Source organism: Nocardia sp. NPDC102475 (assembly GCF_055584605.1).
The window spans coordinates 89201-108289 of record NZ_JBVJLS010000001.1 but is presented as its reverse complement, the minus strand read 5'-3'; the positions used below and the strand labels follow the sequence as shown (position 1 = coordinate 108289).

Below are 19089 nucleotides of genomic sequence, written 5' to 3'. Positions count from 1 at the left end.
GGGCAGGTCATTACCGGGGGCCTGGCCCAGCCGTGCATCAGTCACGACCTCGCGGTGGTCCAGCAGGTCGCCGACCGCGTTGTGGTCCTACGCGAGGGTGCCGTCGTCGAAACCGGATCCGTCGCCGAGGTATTCGCATCCCTCCGGGCCGACTACACACGCAACCTCCTGGAAGCAGTTCGCCAACGGGCGAGTCGAAATGATTGCTTGCGCACGGGAATCGCCATTCGGCTCGCTTCGATGCGCACGCAGAATTTTCTGCGGCAAAGATAACTCGCCGGGCGTGGCCATCGGCGGCGTAATTCGAACCGTGTGTGACGCGTTCGAAAGGGTGCGTCAAGCTTTATGAATGATCGGCTGGAATGTATTGCCTTGAATAGTTTCCCAACGGCTGGCGAACCCGGAGACCGGGCGCAACGAACCGGCCCGCGCACAAGCGGGCCGCCGGCTCACGTGGAGGAACCGGCGGCCCGTTTCAGATCAGTGCTGTCCGGGTCGGCGCTGCTCAGCGCCTCGCCGTTCCGAGCTCGGCTCCCGCCGCTGCTCGTCACGGTCGCGATCGCTCATCGATCCGGATCGGTTCATGCCCTGGTCCTGGCGCTGCTGTTGCTGCTGCCGTTCCATCTGCTTGGGCATTTTCTTAGGCGCTTTCTTCGACTTTTCAGCCATCTCCACTCGGTCCTTTCCGAAGTGATGTTGTATTCGCCTAACCAACACACAATAGCGAGCGGACATCATCAGTGGAAGAAGAATATCGATTATTTACACCTGGAGCGGGAGGAATTCGACGAGGTCGTCGTCGGTGGCCGCGGCGGGGACGATGACCAGGCCGTCACGGTCGACGAGGCCGCCCAGATGGGTGGTACGGATCTGCGGATCGCCGAGCCAACCGCCGTATGGGGCGAGCCGGGCCGGGACGATGCGGGTAGCGGGTCCGGAGATCGCGCTCGCATTGCGCAGTGGCCCGATCAGCGGTCGCAGCGGATGGCTGCCGGTTCGGCCCTCGACGACCGCGGGGGAAAGCGCCATCAGTATGGCCACGGCCGCGAATGGATTTCCCGGTAGGCCGAGAACGGTTGTACCGCTCGATAATTCGGCGACCACAGTGGACCCGCCCGGACGCAATTTCAATCGGTGCACCAGGATTCGAGCTTCGGCACGCGCGATCGCCCCGCGCAGTTGGTCCGCCGCGCCGCCACCGGTCGCGCCGACGATAACCAGCAGATCGCAATCGTCCGCCGCGCCGAGCACCTCGTCGAAGCCGCGCGGGGTATCGCGCAGGTGTACCCGGTCGATCGCGCGAATGCCATACCAGGACAGCACATCCGGCAGAATCGGTCCGATCGAGTCGCGGGTCTGACCGGTCTGCAGCGGGCCGGTGCCGCGGATCTCGTCACCGGTCATGATGATGCGGGCCCGCACCGGGCCGCGCACCATCGCCTCGGTCACCTCCACACTGGCCGCGGCGGAGATCAGCCCGGCCGTGACCGGTGTGCCCTCGGGCGCAACGAGATCGCCCGGTGCCCGGTCCTCGCCGCGACGGCGAATATCGTTGCGCAGCGGGGAATCCTCGTGCTGGTAAAGCATTTCATCGTTTTCGATCCGCGCGTATTCGTCACGGAGCACCCGCGTGGTGCCGTCCGGCACATGTGCGCCGGTGGCGATCCGCACCGCCTCACCGGGTAGCAGCCCGACCGGCCGCCGCCCGCCCGCGAACCCGATATCGCGCCGCGGCCGCCATGGTCCGTCACCGGCGACCGCGAATCCGTCCATGGCGGAGACATCGAAGCGCGGCAGTGCGCCGACGGCCGTCAGCGGCGCGGCGAGGGTCGCACCGCGCACGGAAGCCAGTTCGGCCCGGTACTCGGTGAGTCGAGAGATGGTGGTACGCAGGATGTCTCGTGCCTCATCGAGTGGCAGCGGCGTTGTGGGAACCGCGGTCGTCGGTGCGGAACGAGGCGCACCGACGGTACCGGCGTCCCAGGCCATCCTGGCGCTTCGCACCTGCTCCTCGGTATCGCAATCGGCGATACCGGGCATGGCGACGGTGATCGTATCGGCCGGGATCAGCGCCTTCATCGGCTGATTGATCAGCGAATCCAGCCGCGCCAGCGCCTCCGCCAGCGCCGTCCGTCGCCACACGCCGATCAGATACTGCGGCCGACCGGACTCGTCGGCTGCGAAGACCGCGTCGGCGCCGGATTCGGTGCCGCGCCGGATCAACTCCGTCACCGTCGTCTGCGACAGGAACGGCAGATCCGCCGCGAGCACCACCACCAGCGGCGCGGCGGTCGGGCCGAGCGCGCGCAATCCGGCCCCCACCGCGGCGACCGGACCCGAACCCGGCGGCACCTCGCGCACCTGCGCGATCCGTGCGTCCAATTCGGGCCGATGCGGTCCGACCACCACGGTCCGCGCGCATGGCGCCACCGCGGCCAGGGCAGCGTCGAGCATGGATCGACCGCCGATGATGATGGCGGGCTTATCGACGCCCCCCATGCGGCTGGCGCGTCCGCCCGCGAGCACGATCGCGTCGGCGGTGGTCACCGGTCAGCGCCTGGCGCGAGAGAGGGCATGGCCGACATGCTAATTCGTCGGCTGTACAGATCCGGGGAGGGCGGTCTGGTTCCAGCCGTCGCAGGGCCTAGACCGTCGAATAGTCCGTCGCCGGTCGGTGCAGGCAGAACTCGTTCGTCTCCGGATCGGCGAGCACCACGCCGGGCGTGCCGTCGGCAGCGAGCTGGGTCGCGCCCGCCGCGCGCAGTCGGGCCACCTCAGCGGCCGGATCGTCGGTGGGGAAGGACACCAGGTCCAGACGCAGCCGATTGCGGTCGCTCTTCACATCCGGCGTCTGGACGAACTCCAACCAGGCCCCGAGCCCCGTCGCCGAGCGGAGTCCGGCCACCCGCGCGCCGCCGTAGGCGATCGGCCAGCCGGACGCGATGGACCAGAACTCGGCCAGCCGCGCTGGATCGTGCGTATCGATCACGATGGCGGCGACCGCTCCGGTATCCACGTACTCCTCGCGCGGCTCCAGCACACAGAACTCGTTGCCCTCCGGATCGGCGAGCACCACCCACGGCACCGTGCCCTGGCCGATATCGACGTGCCGGGCGCCCAGCGCCAGTGCGCGGTCCACCTGCACCCGCTGATGATCGAGCGAGCGACTGGCCAGATCCAGATGCATCCGGTTCTTACAGTCCTTGGCGCGCGCCTCGGGCCGGAAGGTCAGGGCCAGATCGAGGCCGTCCGGATCGGGGGCCGCCACATCGACCTGGTCGGAACGATCGATCGTCACCGTCCAGCCGAGCAACTCGGCCCAGAAATCCGCGACGAACCGGGGCCGGTCGGCATCGAAGACGACACACGCCAGGCGGGTGGACATGCTTCAACGTTAACCGCCGAGCGACGACGGCGGGGCCGTTTACGGGAGCGGAAAACGCGCGGCGCGCAGGTCGACTCGGCCGTCGCGGATCGGTACGCCCTCGGCGGCCAGTAGGCGCAATTGACGATCGGTCAGATGCGCGGCGGGCTTACCGCCCGCGCCGATCACCCGATGCCATGGCAGATCGGCGGAGTCGGTGCGCATGATCCAGCCGACCGTGCGCGGGGTGGACAATCCGGCCGCCGCGGCGATATCGCCGTAGGTGACGACGCGGCCCGCGGGCACGGTCGCGACCAGCGCGCGCACCCGCTCGACCTCGGCATCGGTGGTGGCCATCCGGCTACAGCACCGATCGGATCAGCGCCGCGGTTTCGGCCGGCCGGGCCTGGGCGACCATATGGTCGCAGTCCCATTCGAGTACGGTCAGATTCTCGCCCAGGTGCGCGGTGAGGGCGGCCCGGAACTCCGGGGTGACGAAGGGCGGCACCACCTTCATGGCCTGCACCAGGATCGTCGGCAGGTCGACGGGCGGCAGCACATAGTGCCGGGCCAGCTGACCCCAGTAGGAGTTGACCGCGGGCAGACTGATCCGCCAGCCGACCCGGCCGTCCGCGGTGGGCATCAGATGTTCGGTGAGTTCGGCATCGAGCAGGCGCGGCTCCACCTCGCTCCAGCCGGTCGCGATTTTGTCGTGGCGGGCATGCTCGACGGTGTCGTAGTCCGGTGAGGCCAGGCTGGACAACGCGATATCCATCAGGCGCTCGGGCTCCAGCGCGATCGCCGAATCGAGCAGGATCAGCTTGCGCACCAGGTGCGGATGCCGATGCACCAGGTGCAGCGCACATGCACCGCCAAAGGAGTGTGCGACGACGACCACCGGTTCGTCGCTTTCCGCGGTGAGCAATTCGACCAGATCATCGACGATGGTCTCGAAGTTCCACGGCGGCAACGAGGTCGAGCGACCATGTCCGCGCAGGTCGGGGGCGATGAGCCGGACCTCGGGCAGATGTCGGGTGGCCAGTTCCTCCCAGCGTTTGCCGTGGCCGGTGACACCGTGCAGGGCCAGGACTTTCGGCCCGTCGGCGGGGCCGAATCGATACACATGGAGAGGCGACACAAGTCTCATATTGACGCATCTGGAAATCCGTCGCAGATCCAGGCGTGTGTCGGACCTCACCGATCGGTGAATCGCCCGCGTGGCGTGTCGGGGGTGTCTGTTGCAATAGCCCGCGTGGTGCGATCGGATAGCGCGGTGCGACTTGTTCGCCGGAATGTGGCGGCACCCCCGGATCGGACCTGGGGTGCCGATGTCCGCGCGCTGTTCGATGCCGCGGCGACGGTCGGCCCGATCCGGCCGCACTGGCGGCCGTGGCAGGTGCTCGGCGGACCGGGAACCGGCAAGACCGCACTGCTGATCGATCTGGCCGCCGAGCGCATCACCGCGGGAGCCGATCCGGAATCGGTGCTGGTACTGACCCATTCGAAGCAGGCGGCGAGCACGCTGCGCGACGCCATTACCGCCCGGCTCACCGATCCCGATTCCACTGAGGGCGGGGTGCCCGGTGCTACCAGGGAACCGCTGGTGCGCACACTGCATTCCTACGCGTTCTCGGTGCTGCGCAGACATGCGAGCGCACACGGCAATCCGCCGCCGCGTTTGCTGACCGGTGCCGAGCAGGATGCCGTGCTGCGTGAAATGCTGCGCGGCGATCTGATCGATATCGCGGCCGGGGCGAGCGGTCTGTGGCCGGAACGGCTGCAGCCCGCCCTGGGGCTCGCGGGATTCGCCGAGCAGTTGCGCGATCTCATGCTGCGGGCCACCGAACGCGGCCTCGGACCCGAGGATCTGGTGCGGCTCGGCCGCGAGCACGGTCGACCGGTTTGGGTGGCGGCGGGCAAATTCGCGGTCCGCTACGAGCAGTCGATGCTGCTGCGCTGGTCGGTCGGGGTGGAAGCGCCCGAGGCGACCGCGCCCGCGCTGGACGCGGCCGAACTCGTCGGAGCCGCGCTGGACGCGCTGGCCGGCGACGCGGATCTGCTTGCCGCGGAACGGAATCGGATCCGATACCTGCTGGTCGACGATGCCCAGCATCTGGATCCGCAGGCCGCGCTGCTGGTGCGGGTGATGGGTACGGCCGCGCATACGGCGGTCGTGGCGGGCGATCCGGATCAGGGTGTATTCGCCTTCCGCGGTGCGGATTCGCGCTTCGTCGCCGAACTCCCCGCGCCGGATGGACAGCGAATCATCCTGCGGGACAACCACCGATCGGGCGGCGCGGTGGAACTGGCCGTCGCGCGGATCGCGGCCAAGTTGCCCGGCAGTGCGCCACAACGTTTTTCGGCACCCGAGCACGCGACGGCACCGAAGGCCGACGACACCGAGGTGCGCGTGCGGGTGCTGGCGACCCCGGCGAAGGAAGCCGCCCTGATCGCCGACCATTTGCGCCGCGCCCATCTCACCGATGGTGTGCCGTGGTCGCGCATGGCGGTGATCGTCCGCTCGGTGCCGTTGTCACTGGCTCCGCTGCGCCGCGCCTTATCGGCTGCCGGAGTGCCCGTGCAACAGCCCGCACTCGACGTACCACTGGCCCGTCGGCGCGGCGCGGCCTGGATGCTGCTCGCACTGCGCGCGGTGCTCGCCGAGGATGCGCAGCGGCGCGGGCGCCGGCGTTCGGCCGAGGCGATGTTCTCGGCCGAAGACGCATTGGATCTGCTTGCCGGACCCCTCGGCGGCGCCGACCAGATCACTCTGCGCCGGTTGCGTCGCGGTATTCGCCGCAGTGTGCTGGAGTCCGCACGCAGCGAAATCAAGGCCGCACGGGCACCTGCGAGTTCCGCGTCGGGTGATGAACCCGATCGGGCCGGTATTCCTCCGGATGAGGAGGTGTTCCCGCCGGAGGACGAAGGCTTCGAGTCCGGGGCGGACAGCTCCGAACGGAATGTCACGACGGCCGAACGGAATATCAGCCAAGTCGAGCGGATCACCGACGATGCCGATTGGTATGGCATCGAACCGGAGTTCAGTAGCCGAGATTTGGAATGGCAGAGCGATCAGCCCGAATCGGAAGTCGACGATCCCGAGCCGGATATCAATGACCCTGAACACGGTAGTGCGAGACCTCAACGCGCAGATGGCGTTGAAGGGGGCGCGGATGACGACGCCGCGCGAGGCGTCGGTGACACTGAACGGGGCACAGACCAGGCCGAACTGAGCGCAAATGCCTCGGAGCGGGCCGCCGACGAGGCGCGGCGGAGGGTGGATGGTGCCGAGTCGGACGCCGCCGATGAAGCCGGGCGGCGTGCGGATGGCGTCGAGCGGGGCGCAGGCGAGGCCCAGCGGAACTCACTGCGAACCGGCCAAGGGGGCGCGGATGCTTCCGAGCGGGGCAATGGGGATCCCGATGGGAACTCGTCGGCCGCAGAACCGGACGACAGCGATTCCCCATGGCGCGCCTATGTCGACAAATCCTCCGCGGAGGTGCTGCGTGACCTGCTGATCGGCCGCGCGGATCGTCGAATCATGGAGCGGCTCACCGATGTCGAGGCGGCGCCGCTGAAGCGGGTTTTCGACGCGCTCGACCGGGCCATGAAGACACGGCGGCGCGGCGCCGGTCTCGAGGATGTGCTGTGGGCGCTGTGGACCGGGTCGCGGCTGGAGCGGCGGTGGGTGGCGCAGTCCGAACGCGGTGGGGCGGCGGGTATGCAGGCCGATCGCGATCTCGATGCCGCTGTCGGATTATTCGACGCCGCAGCCGCTTACGTGGATCGGCTGCCCCGCGCGAGTATCGAGGGCTTTGTCGAATTCCTTGTGCAGCAGGAGATTCCGCACGACACCAGATCGCTGACCGCGGCGGGGGAGGCGGTCGCGCTGCTCAGCGCGCACGCGTCCGCGGGCCGGGAATGGGATGTCGTCGCGGTTGCCGCTGTGCAGGAAGGTATTTGGCCGAATCCACGCCCGCGCGGCACCCTGCTGCAGACCGAGGATCTGGTCGACCTCACCGCGGGTATCGTCGACGCGGGTGCGGTGGTGAGCCGCGCGGCCCCGATCATGGCCGAGGAACGCAGACTGCTGCTGGTCGCGTGCAGCCGGGCGCGGCGCTCGCTGCTGGTCACCGCGGTGGAATCGGTATCGGGCGAACGCGATCTCGTACCGTCACGGTTCCTGGCCGAACTCCTCGGCCACGACGACGACAGCGAACCCGGCGCGCTCCCGGTCGCCGACCCGGGCCGCGCCCTGGTCATGCATGCGCTGGTGGCCGAATTGCGCGGTGTCGTCTGCGATTCCGAGGCCGAACCGGAGCGCAGACGTCGCGCTGCCCACGAACTCGCCCGGCTGGCCCAGGCCGGAGTGCCGGGTACACATCCCGACGAGTGGTACGGCACAGCCGATCTCAGCTCGTCGCGTTCCCTCTGGGATGACGACGAGACCGCGGTTGCCCTGTCTCCGTCCACCGTCGAGCTGCTGCGCACCTGCCCGCTGCGCTGGGCGCTGGAACGTCACGGCGGCACCGACGGTGACAACCCCCATGCCGTCAAGGGCAATCTGGTGCACACCCTTGTCCAGGCACTGGCGGGCAAGGTGCCGGAGTCGCAGGTCCGGGCCGCACTGGATAAGGCATGGCAGGCCATCGATCCCGGCACCGGCTGGCATTCCCGTCAGGAACTGCGCCGCACCGAGGCCATGCTGGAGACCTTCATGGCCTGGGTGCAAAATACCCGCGGCGAATTGACCCAGGCCGGTGTGGAGGTCCCGGTCGACTGTGTACTGCCGCCGCGCACGGAAGACGAACCCGCCGTGCGGATTCGCGGCCGGGTCGACCGACTGGAGCGCGATGCCTTCGGCCGGTTCGTCATCGTCGATGTGAAGACCGGGAAGTCGCCGGTCACCAAGCAGGCCGCCGCCGACCACGCCCAGCTCGCCACCTATCAGGTAGCGGCCGCCGCGGGCGCGCTCGACATCACCGTGGATGATGCCGACCCCGCCACAGGGGAATCCGGCTCAGCCGAACCCGGCGGCGCACGACTCGTCTATGTCGCCAAGCCGAGCAACAAAGAAGGCGCCACCCAGCGCATGCAGCCCGCGCTCGACGCCGAGGCACTCGACAAATGGCGTGGCACGATTCATGATGCCGCGGCCGCGACCCAGGGCCCGAGCTACCTCGCCATGCGCAACGATGGCTGCAGGCACTGTTCGGTCGCGGGCAGCTGCCCCGTCCAGGACACCGGGAGGCAGGTGACCGACGAGTGAGCGAACGTAGCGAGCGAACAATCAACACAGCCGAGCATTCGCTCGTGCCGGCGCCGAGCGCTAGCGAGGCGACGGCATGAGCGAACCCAGTGAGCGAACCATGTGCCAGCGCGCACCGCGCGTGCCGGAGCCGAGCGCCAGCGAGGCGCAGGCATGAGCGGCGCCGTATCGCCGAACCGGCTCGCGGAGGCGCTCGGCCTGCCACCACCCACCGAGGAGCAGGCCGCGGTGATCGCGGCACCACCGGGACCGACGCTGGTCGTGGCCGGTGCGGGCGCGGGCAAAACCGAGACCATGGCCGCCCGCGTGGTGTGGATGGTCGCGAATCGTCTCGTCCTGCCGGACGAAGTACTCGGCCTGACCTTTACCCGAAAAGCCGCCCAGCAGTTGACATCCCGCATCCGCACCCGGCTGGCCCGGCTGGCCGGTTCACCGCTGCTGCGCGACCTCGATACCGGCGGTGAGCTGCGCACCCAACTGTCCGGCGCCGAACCCGAGATCAGCACCTACCACTCCTACGCGGGTCGCCTGCTCACCCAGCACGGCCTGCTGCTGCCCGTGGAACCCGCCGCGACGCTGCTGACCGAAACCCAGCTCTGGCAGCTCGCCCACCAAGTGGTCCGCAACTGGGACGGTGACCTCGATACCGATCGCACCCCGGTCTCGGTGACCGAGGCGGTGCTCGCGCTGTCCGGCCAACTCGCCGAACATCTGGTGGAACCCGAACAACTCGCCGAGGCCCACACCGAACTCGAAAAACTGGTCCACACCCTGCCCGCCGGCCCGCGCCAACGCGGCGGGCCGAGTCAGGCCCTGCAGAACATCGTCCAAGTGCAGCGCGAACGCGTCGCCTTGCTGCCCCTGGTCAAACAACTCGCCGAGGCCTTACGTCGCCGTGGCGCACTGGATTTCGGCGCCCAGATGTCGCTGGCCGCCCGTCTCGCCACTGAACGTCCCGAGGTCGCCGCCGCCGAACGCGCCCGCTTCCGTTTGGTCCTACTCGACGAATACCAGGACACCGGTCACGCCCAACGCATTCTGCTGGCTTCACTGTTCGGTGGCCTGTCCCCGCAACCGCACGCCAAGCGCGCACGAAAGCCCGCCGAGTCGAGCGAGGATGCCGCGGATTCACGCGCGCCGGACGCTGCCCATGGCGATACGGCGCAGAGGCATCAGTCGGATGCCGAGCACGGGACAAACGGCCGTCGCGAACAGCGTTTGGCAGTGACCGCAGTTGGTGACCCGATGCAGTCGATCTACGGCTGGCGCGGGGCTTCCGCCGCCAACCTGCCCAGGTTCGCCACCGATTTCCCCAGCGCCCCAGGCATTCCCGCGCCGATCCTGCCACTGCTGACCAGCTGGCGGAATCCGCCGGAGGCGCTTGCCCTGGCGAACCTGGTCGCCGAACCGTTGCGTCGCAATGCCATCGACAGCGGTGGGGTAACCGTCGATGCACTGCGCGCGAAACCCGACGCCGAACCAGGCGTTGTCGCGCTGGCGCTCACCGAAACCGTTGCCGATGAACGGAATTGGGTGGCGGCCCGGATCGCCGCGGAATGGGCGGCCAAACGCGAAGCAGGGGAGCCGCCGCCGACCTCGGCCGTGCTCGTACGACGCAATGCCGATGCCGCCCCGCTCGCGGAAGCCCTACGCGAACAAGGAATCCCGGTGGAAATCGTCGGCCTCGGCGGACTGCTCGCCACCCCGGAGGTCGCCGATATCGTCGCGACGCTGCGGCTCGTCGCCGAACCCGGCGCGGGCAGCGCAGCCATGCGCATACTTACCGGTGCCCGCTGGCGCATCGGCGTCGCGGACCTCGCCGCGCTCGCCCGCCGCGCCAGGGATCTGTCGATCAGCCGTCTGCACGGCAATGAAGTCGATGAAATCACCGATTCGACCGCACTGGCCGAGGCATTGCGCGAGGTGGCGCCCGAACCGGCCGAACAGGCCGGGCTGGCCGATGCGATCGCCGATCCCGGCCCGCAGGAACAGTATTCGGAGTCCGGATTCAAGCGAATCGTGGCATTGGGTCGGGAACTCGCCGCATTGCGTGAGCGCAGCGGTCAACCGCTCGCCGAACTGGTGGCGGACGTGGAACGCACCATCGGCGTAGGCGTGGAAACTCAAGCCCGCCGCGCCATGCTCGGCGCAGGCGCTGGACGTGAACATCTGGACGCTTTCGCCGAGGTGGTCGCCGGCTATGCCAGCGATTCCGGCGCCTCGCTCGGCGGCCTGCTCGCCTTCTTCGCCGCCGCCGAATCCGTCGAGAACGGCCTGGAACCGGGCGAAGTCGAGGTCGCGAGGGATCGCGTCCAGGTGCTTACCGTGCACGCGGCCAAGGGCCTGGAATGGGAGATCGTCGCGGTACCGCACGTGACCCGCGGCGTCTTCCCCTCCGGCGCGGCCTCGGGCACCTGGCTCGGCGCACTCGCCGAACTTCCCACCTCCCTGCGCGGTGACCGCAGACAGGACGATGCCGCCGAGGGCGTCCCGGTACTCGACCTCTCCGACCTCTACGACCGCGCAGACTTGGAACGAGCGATCAAGTCCCACAAGGAATCCCTGGACCGCCGCCGCATCGACGAAGACCGCCGCCTGTTCTACGTCGCCCTCACCAGAACCGAACGCGTCCTGTTCGTCTCCGCCCACCACTGGGCCGAAACCGGCACATCCCCGAAGGGGCCGTCGGATTTCCTCCTGGAACTCAAACACGCCAGCGAGGCATCCGACAGCCTGGCCAACGGCGCGGTCACCATCGACCGCTGGGACGATGCCCCCGACGTCGACGCCGTCAACCCCTTCACCGATAACCCCGCAACCGCCGAATGGCCCCGCGACCCCCTCGGCAACCGCCGCGACCCGATTGAACAGGGTGCGTCCCTGGTTCGCGCCGCCCTCGCCGAACTCGCGGCACAACCGATAGGCGTCACCAACCCTCCGGCCCGACCTTTAGCCCGTGACAAAGCAACAGCCTCAGTCGATTTCGCGGACCGCGCGCCCCATGACATCGACATGGCGCCGACTGTAGCCGCTGCCACCGACAACTTTGCCGCCCCGACAACAACGGCGGCTCGCGCCGATGGTCCCGCCCTGGCGGCACTGTCGGTCGACCCGTATGCCGACGTTCCCCCACCCGACTTTCCCGATGCGCCCGCACCGTTCGACGACTCCTACGAGCCGAACGCGAGCGCCCCTGATGCGCCGGATCCGCACGGCCAGGACGAATCTCAGCTGTCCCCACCCGATTCCGAACCGCATCCCGACGAATTCGAGCCACCTCTCAACGACTTCGAACCTCGTCCCGCCGAGTTCGAACCGCCCTTCGACGAGTTCGCGCCGCCCTTCGACGAGTTCGCGCCGCCCTTCGACGAATTCGAACCACCCCCAGACGAATTCGCCCGATCCACCTCCGACCCCACACCGCCCCACGACCATTCCACCGCCCTCGACCCCGCCGACCCCGACGGCTGGTCCGCAGACGTCGACGCCCTACTCGCCGAATTCGAAACCGACCAAGCCATCGCCCAGGAAGTCGAGCTTCCCGGCCAGATCGCCGCAACCGCCCTCGTCGAAATGCGCGCCGACCCAGCCAAACTCGCCGCCCGCCTGCGCCGCCCACTGCCGTTTCCGCCGAATCCACTGGCCCGCCGCGGCACCGCCTTCCACGCCTGGGTGCAGCGCTGGTTCGCCGCCGACCGGCTGCTCGGCTTCGACGAACTTCCCGGCGCCGCCGACAACACTGCCGCCGACGCGGGCCTGGACACCGAGCTGGTCACCATGCAGGAGTCCTTCCTCAACTCGCCGTGGGCCAATCGCAGCCCGCTCGAGGTGGAGATCCCCTTCGAAACCTCCATCGCGGGCACGGTGATCCGCGGCCGGATGGACGCGGTTTTCGCCGAACCCGGCGGCGGCTGGATCGTGGTCGACTGGAAAACCGGCGCCGAACCCGCAGCCGCCGACGAACCGGCGGTCGCCATGCAGCTGGCCGTCTACCGGCTGGCCTGGGCCAGGTTGATGGCGGCGCGCGACCACGGCACCGAGGCGGGAATGCTCGAACGCATCGGCGCCGCATTCCATTACGTGCGCACCGGACGCACCATCGCGCCGGTCGAACTTCCCGGACCGGACGAACTGGCCGAGTTGATCCGGAATGCGGCGCCGACGCCCCCGAAATGATCCAGACATTCACCAAGCGTTCGCGTCGGCATCAGGCGTCGCCGCCGGGACCCGGTAGGCTGCCGTGCGTGCCGGAGGGACAAGCAACGCCGGAGACGGCCAACGCCGTGGCGAGCACCGAGGCGGGTGCGTCCGGTGTTCGGTGATCGCGCACGCAGTGTCGGACTGTCCAGTCGTCCGGATTTCGCGTTGGTCGGGGTGCTGCGCATCCCCGAAATCCAGACCAGCCCAGGGGCTTCGCTGGTGCGCCGGGTGCTCTTCGCGATCGGCCTGCTGTTCACCGCGGCGCTGGTGGTGTACTTCGGACGCGATGGGTACCACGACAATTCCGGTGACGAGCTGTCCTTCCTCGACGCCTTCTACTACGCGACGGTATCGCTGTCGACCACCGGCTACGGCGATATCGCGCCGGTGACCCCCGAGGCCAGGCTGGCCAATATCGTCATCATCACCCCGCTACGCGTGCTCTTCCTCATCGTGCTCGTCGGTACCACCATCGGCGTGCTCACCGAGCGCTCCCGGCAGGCATTCAAGATTCAGCGTTGGAGGCGCAGCGTGCGTAATCACACCGTGGTCGTCGGGTACGGGACGAAGGGCCGCACCGCGATCGATGCCATGCTCGGCGACGGCGTACAGGCCGCCGATATCGTCGTGGTCGATACCGATGCCCTCGCGCTGGAGGCCGCGGCGAATGCGGGCCTGGTGACGGTGCACGGGTCGGCCACCCAGTCCGATGTGCTCCGGTTGGCCGGTGCGCAGCGGGCCGCCTCGGTCGTGGTCGCCGCCAACCGCGACGACACCGCGGTCCTGGTGAGTCTCACGGCGCGCGAACTCAATAAGAAAGCCAAGATCGTGGTCGCCATCCGAGAGGCCGAGAACACCCACCTGCTGCGCCAGTCCGGCGCGGATTCGGTGGTCGTCTCCTCCGAGACCGCGGGCCGGTTGCTCGGCATCGCCACCACCACCCCGACCGTGGTGGAGATGATCGAAGATCTGCTGACCCCCGAACAGGGCTTCGCGGTCGCCGAACGAGATGTGGAACCGTCCGAGGTCGGTGGCTCCCCGCGCCATCTCGGCGATATCGTGCTCGGCGTGGTGCGCGGCGGCGAGCTGATCAGGGTGGGCGAGGCCGAGGTGGACGCGCTGGAAGCTACCGACAAGCTGCTCTACATCCGGCACGCACGCCGGTGATACCGGCGCGATAGTCTCGAACCGTGGCCTCTGGATTTCAGCTCAATGGTGTTCCACTGCTTTCGCGTTCAGTGCTCGACCGGGCCGAGGAGATCCGGGCCGACGAACAGTCGCTGAAGGAGGGCTGGGCCGAGGCCGAGTTGCTCCGGATCAACAAGCGCGGGCAGTTCCGCTTCGACGACGGTGCGCTGGTGCTGGAACCGGCGATCGAGCTGTCCGCCGAGCCGAGTCCGGCCGCGGTCTTCCTCGGCATCCATGGCGGCAAGCATGTGTGGGCTGTGCGCGATGCCGATCTGCAGGGCACGCTGACCGATCTGCGCCCCATGGCGGGCGGTCTCGACGATCTCACCGCCGACCTGCTCACCTCCGCCATGGCCCTGCTGAACTGGCATGACAAGGCCGGATTCAATGCCGCCGACGGCATCGCGTCCGTCGCGACCAAGGGCGGCTGGTCGCGGGTCACCGAGAACGGCCACGAGGAGTTCCCCCGGATCGATCCGGCCGTCATCTGCCTGATCCACAACGGCGGCGACCGGGTCCTGCTGGCCCGCCAGCACACCTGGCCGAAGACGCTGTTCTCCCTGCTCGCCGGATTCGTTGAGGCGGGAGAGTCGCTGGAGCGGTGCGTCGAGCGCGAAATGCGCGAGGAGGTCGGGCTCGACGTGCGCGATATCACCTACCTGGGCAGCCAGCCGTGGCCGTTCCCGCGCTCGCTCATGCTCGGCTTCGCCGCCATCGCGGATCCCGATCAGCCGCTGATCTTTTCGGATGGCGAGATCGCCGAGGCCTACTGGTTCACCCGGGCCGAGGTGCGCGAGGCGCTTGCCGTCGGTGACTGGTCCGCCCAGAACAAGGGGGCACGGCTACTGCTGCCGGGTTCGATCTCCATCGCGCGCACCATCGTGGAGTCCTGGGCCGCGCTCTGATCGAAGACACGCAAAAGCTCCGTGCGGGCCGATCGGTCCGCACGGATCAATTGCAGCCTGATCAGGCCAGCGCGGCCAATGTCTGCTTGACCGCGGCCAGCGACGGATTCGTCGCCGTGGACCCATCCGCGAACTTCACCGTCGGCACCACATGGTTGCCGCCGTTCACACTGCCGACGAACTCGGCCGATGCGGGATCCTCTTCGATATCGATCTCGACATAGCTGATACCGGACTCGTCCAACTGCTTCTTCAGCCGCCGGCAGTAGCCGCACCAAGTGGTGGAGTACATCGTCAAGGCGGGGGTCACGTCAGTCACGGACCGTTCAACATTTGACGGCCCGATCCTGTTCCACCGAACTCCGAATCAAGACTTGCGATGGATTTAGTATGCGCGCATACTAAATCCATGACTGCTACTGCAACGACCACCAAGTACTGGCTGGGTGTGGTCTCCCGGGAACATGTCCGCCGCGGTATCGAATTGGGGATCGCCCAGGTCAACCACGGCAAGCGGACGCCGCTCGAGCGCATGCGTCCCGGCGACGGATTCCTCTATTACTCGCCGCGTGAAGGCATGCGAGGCGGTGCGCCGATAAGGTCCTTCACCGCCATCGGCACCATCGAGGACCGGCCGGTCTGGCAGGCGGATCCGCTGGATGGCGGCTGCTTCCAGCCGTGGCGGCGGGCGGTGCACTTTCGGGCCGATGCTCGCGAGGTCGCCATCGAAGAACTGCGCGGTGAACTGGATCTCACGAGGACGCCGAATTGGGGCATGGTGTTGCGCCGGGGACTGGTCGAACTGACCGCGCACGATTTCGCGGTAATCGAACAGGCGATGATCAGTGATAAAGAAGGCATATGAGTGAGGATCGCGGTCTGCGCAGCCGATTCGCCGAGGCCGATGAAAGTCCCGGCCTCTTGCTCTGGCAGGTGACCAACCGTTGGCAGGCCGCTCAGCGCGCGGCCCTCGCCCCCTTCGATCTCACCCATGTGCAGTTCGTCCTACTGGCCGCGCTGACCTACCTCGCCGCCGGGCGCGACGAACCGGTCATGCAACGCGATCTGGCTGCCCACGCCGCCACCGACCCGATGATGACCTCTCAGGTGTTGCGCGCACTCGAGCAGAAGGGGCTGCTGGAGCGCCGCGACCATCCGCACGACCGCAGGGCGAAGGCTCTCGCCCCCACCGAAGCTGGCGTGGCGCTGGCGAATCGGGCGATAGTCGCGGTCGAGAACTGCGATCACGAATTCTTCGCCCCGCTCGACGGCGATACGAGTGCGTTCACGCGTGCACTGCGGCGCCTACGCGAGCGCTAGTCGCGCGAGGCGAGCCTGCGAAACGGCGGAATCCGATCCCGACCGGGTCCCTTGTGGCACGACTTGTCGGCGGGCACTGCCATGATGTGTGTCGTGTCGGCAACCAGTACGAGCGAGCCCACCCGCCCGGAGTTGGACTCGCTCGACCCCGAACAAGCCGCGGCAGTCCGCGCGCCACGGGGTCCGGTCTGTGTGCTCGCCGGTGCCGGTACCGGCAAAACCAGGACTATCACCCATCGCATCGCGCATTTGGTTTCCGCCGGACACGTCAAAGCCGACCAAGTGCTCGCGGTGACATTCACCGCGCGCGCGGCGGGGGAGATGCGCAACCGCCTGCGCGCGCTCGGCCTCGGTGGCGAGGCCAACCAGGTGCAGGCCCGCACCTTCCACGCGGCGGCGCTGCGCCAGCTCAAGTACTTCTGGCCGCAGATCGTCGGCGATGTGCCGTGGCAGTTGCTCGATCGCAAATTCCCGGTCGTGGCACAGGCCGCACATCAGGCCGGATTGTCTTCGCACACCGAGGCCGTCCGCGATCTGCTCACCGAAATCGAATGGGCGAAGGCCACTCTCATCGCACCGGAGGACTATCCGGCGGCCGTGGCCAAACACCGCCGCGAGCCGCCCTACGATCCGATGCGGGTCGCGGCGGCCTACAGCGGCTATGAGAAGTTGAAGGCGACACCGGACGGTCTACTGCTCGACTTCGACGATCTACTACTGCACACCGCCGCCGCGCTGGAGGACTATCCGTCGGTGGCCGACGAATTCCGCGGGCGCTACCGCAGTTTCGTGGTCGACGAATATCAGGACGTCACGCCACTGCAGCAGCGGGTGCTCGATGCCTGGCTCGGCGACCGTGACGATCTGACCGTGGTCGGCGACGCGAACCAGACGATCTACTCGTTCACCGGTGCCACTCCGAGCTACCTGCTCGACTTCTCCCGCCGCTTTCCGGAGGCGACGGTGGTCCGCTTGGAACGCGACTATCGCTCCACACCGCAGGTGGTGTCGCTGGCCAACCGGGTGATCGGCGCCGCCCGCGGTCGCATCGCGGGCACCCGACTGCAACTGGTCGGCCAGCGTGACGACGGCCCGGAGCCGATGTTCGCCGAATTCGACGACGGCCCGGCCGAGGCCCGTGCGGTCGCGCGGTCGATCAAGAAACTGATCGCCGCGGGCACACCAGCCGCCGAGATCGCGGTGCTCTATCGGATCAACGCGCAATCCGAGGCCTACGAACAGGCGCTGACCGAGCTCGGCATTGCCTATCAAGTCCGCGGTGGCGAGGGCTTTTTCGCGCGAAATGAGGTTAGGCAAGCCATATCTGCATTGCGTCAGGTGGCCGCTCGCGAGGATCTGCCCGACCAGTCCCGCAGTGGTAAGGCCTTGGTTGCCTTGGTGCGCGCCGCACTCGCGCCGGTCGGTCTCACCGCAACTGAACCTGCCGGCGCTCAGGCTCGCGAACGCTGGGAATCGTTGATGGCGCTGGTCCGCCTGACCGAAGAGTTGGTCGACCAGGACGACGCACTCGACCTGATCGGCCTGCTGCGCGAGTTGGCCGCGCGCGCCGAGGCCAGGCACCCACCGACCGTCCAGGGCGTAACCCTCGCGTCGTTGCACGCGGCGAAGGGCCTGGAGTGGGATGCGGTATTTCTCGTCGGCGTCGCCGACGGCACGCTGCCGATCGCGCATGTGCTGGGCGACGACGGTTCGGTCGCCGATCAGGCCGCCCTCGAAGAGGAACGGCGACTGCTCTACGTCGGTGTGACCAGGGCCCGCGAATATCTGCAACTGTCCTGGGCGCTCTCGCGTGGCGAGGGCGGCAGGCGCACGCGGCGGCGCTCGCGATTCCTCAACGGCCTGGTGCCCGACGACTCGCCGGCATCGCGAATCGCCGCGCCGCGTGCCGACAGCGCCTCGGGTGGTGTGCGCCCGACCTGCCGGGTATGTGCCAAACCGTTGATCGGCACCTACGCCACCATGCTCGGCCGCTGCCGCCGCTGCCCGGCCGAACTCGATGCCGAGCTACTCGCGGCGCTGCAGGCGTGGCGGGAGGAGAAAGCGCAGGATCTGCGGGTGCGTGAGTTCGTGATCTTCACCGACACCACACTCACCGCGATCGCCGAGCAACTGCCCGCCGATGACAACGCCCTCGCCGCGATCCCGGGAATCGGGGCGAAGAAGCTCGAGCAGTACGGCGCCGAGGTGTTGTCGATAGTGGCATCACGGCTGCGGTCAAGCCCACAAAACCGCAGGTAGAAAATAGGTTGTCGCGATGAGCGGCAACACATATGGTGGGATTCACGCACCGGGAGGTCATCTCGGCGCGCAGAGTTACCGACACGAGTACAGGAGGGAGGCAGACCGATGAATGGCAATACGAACTTCAGCGCTATGGGCGTTGCGGTGAATGGTGCACCCGTCATGTCGGCCTCCCGGGGGATCCTCGCTTTGCAGGGGATCGGTCTGTCCGGTGTCGGCGTATCCGGGGATCACGGCAAAGCCATGAGCATGCATTCCCCGATTTGCGTCGTCATTCAGGACAAGCCAAGCGCGGGCTGGCACCCGGCATTTGCCCACACGGCAGAAGCCGGCGTCTTCGCAGTTGAGGCCGGATATGAACCGGCAGATCTGCAGGCACGCCTCCGCCGCACCGCACACCCAGCGACCGTGATCAGGATTCGACAGAGATGTCGAACTAGGTAGGGAACACTCCCCGACCTCCTGGCCACGGATCGCCCGAAGCGAAACCGTGGCCAGTATTTTTTTACCGGCCCTTCAGCCACCACCGGCCTCGGTTTCGCGGAACGAACGAACGTACCGCTGCAAACGAGCTGAAGGAG

The 19089-nt window shown here is 67.9% G+C and carries 13 protein-coding genes; 7 read left to right on the top strand and 6 right to left on the bottom strand.

Translation table 11 applies throughout. The features are described from left to right. Nucleotides 1-480 precede the first annotated feature (480 nt). From ACZ60G_RS00475 to ACZ60G_RS00455, 5 genes are all read right to left on the bottom strand, one after another. Nucleotides 481-669, bottom strand: coding sequence for a hypothetical protein (locus tag ACZ60G_RS00475; RefSeq protein ID WP_157124294.1), 189 nt, complete (start codon nucleotides 667-669; stop codon nucleotides 481-483). Nucleotides 670-762: 93 nt separating this feature from the next. After that, nucleotides 763-2547: an NTP transferase domain-containing protein gene (locus ACZ60G_RS00470; protein ID WP_465806005.1), complete on the bottom strand. Its 1785-nt coding sequence runs from the start codon at nucleotides 2545-2547 to the stop codon at nucleotides 763-765. A gap of 97 nt (nucleotides 2548-2644) precedes the next feature. Further along, on the bottom strand, nucleotides 2645-3385 hold the full coding sequence (locus ACZ60G_RS00465) for a VOC family protein (RefSeq protein WP_465806004.1): 741 nt from the start codon (nucleotides 3383-3385) through the stop codon (nucleotides 2645-2647). A 39-nt stretch (nucleotides 3386-3424) separates the two neighbouring features. After that, entirely contained in the window at nucleotides 3425-3721 is a 297-nt protein-coding gene (locus ACZ60G_RS00460) for an MGMT family protein (RefSeq protein WP_465806003.1), read from the bottom strand. A gap of 4 nt (nucleotides 3722-3725) precedes the next feature. Continuing rightward, nucleotides 3726-4511, bottom strand: coding sequence for an alpha/beta fold hydrolase (locus tag ACZ60G_RS00455; RefSeq protein ID WP_465806002.1), 786 nt, complete (start codon nucleotides 4509-4511; stop codon nucleotides 3726-3728). Nucleotides 4512-4619: 108 nt separating this feature from the next. Here ACZ60G_RS00455 and ACZ60G_RS00450 point away from each other — a divergent pair, with 108 nt between their 5' ends. The 4 genes from ACZ60G_RS00450 to nudC all read left to right on the top strand — a co-directional run bounded on the left by ACZ60G_RS00450 (nucleotide 4620) and on the right by nudC (nucleotide 14926). Next, nucleotides 4620-8633 (top strand): PD-(D/E)XK nuclease family protein, encoded by a 4014-nt coding sequence (locus tag ACZ60G_RS00450; RefSeq protein WP_465806705.1) that lies wholly within the window; start codon nucleotides 4620-4622, stop codon nucleotides 8631-8633. Between the two features lie 153 nt (nucleotides 8634-8786). Then, nucleotides 8787-12809, top strand: a complete 4023-nt coding sequence (locus ACZ60G_RS00445; protein ID WP_465806001.1) for an ATP-dependent helicase — start codon at nucleotides 8787-8789, stop codon at nucleotides 12807-12809. A gap of 135 nt (nucleotides 12810-12944) precedes the next feature. Then, a complete protein-coding gene (locus ACZ60G_RS00440) occupies nucleotides 12945-14000 on the top strand; it encodes a potassium channel family protein (RefSeq protein ID WP_465806000.1) in 1056 nt (351 codons plus the stop codon). Between the two features lie 23 nt (nucleotides 14001-14023). Beyond that, nucleotides 14024-14926 (top strand): NAD(+) diphosphatase, encoded by a 903-nt coding sequence (gene nudC, locus ACZ60G_RS00435; protein WP_465805999.1) that lies wholly within the window; start codon nucleotides 14024-14026, stop codon nucleotides 14924-14926. 61 nt (nucleotides 14927-14987) lie between these two features. Here the strand turns inward: nudC and ACZ60G_RS00430 are convergent, their stop codons facing one another. Beyond that, nucleotides 14988-15218: a mycoredoxin gene (locus tag ACZ60G_RS00430; RefSeq protein WP_040694747.1), complete on the bottom strand. Its 231-nt coding sequence runs from the start codon at nucleotides 15216-15218 to the stop codon at nucleotides 14988-14990. Nucleotides 15219-15335: 117 nt separating this feature from the next. On the opposite strand from ACZ60G_RS00430, the gene ACZ60G_RS00425 reads away from it, so the two are divergent. The 3 genes from ACZ60G_RS00425 (at nucleotide 15336) to ACZ60G_RS00415 (ending at nucleotide 18505) form a co-directional block, all read left to right on the top strand. Next, a complete protein-coding gene (locus ACZ60G_RS00425; RefSeq protein WP_465805998.1) occupies nucleotides 15336-15791 on the top strand; it encodes an EVE domain-containing protein in 456 nt (151 codons plus the stop codon). Then, nucleotides 15788-16246: a MarR family winged helix-turn-helix transcriptional regulator gene (locus ACZ60G_RS00420; RefSeq protein ID WP_465805997.1), complete on the top strand. Its 459-nt coding sequence runs from the start codon at nucleotides 15788-15790 to the stop codon at nucleotides 16244-16246. Before ACZ60G_RS00425 ends, ACZ60G_RS00420 begins: the two co-directional genes overlap by 4 nt. A gap of 84 nt (nucleotides 16247-16330) precedes the next feature. Next, entirely contained in the window at nucleotides 16331-18505 is a 2175-nt protein-coding gene (locus ACZ60G_RS00415; protein WP_465806703.1) for an ATP-dependent DNA helicase UvrD2, read from the top strand. Nucleotides 18506-19089: the final 584 nt, after the last annotated feature.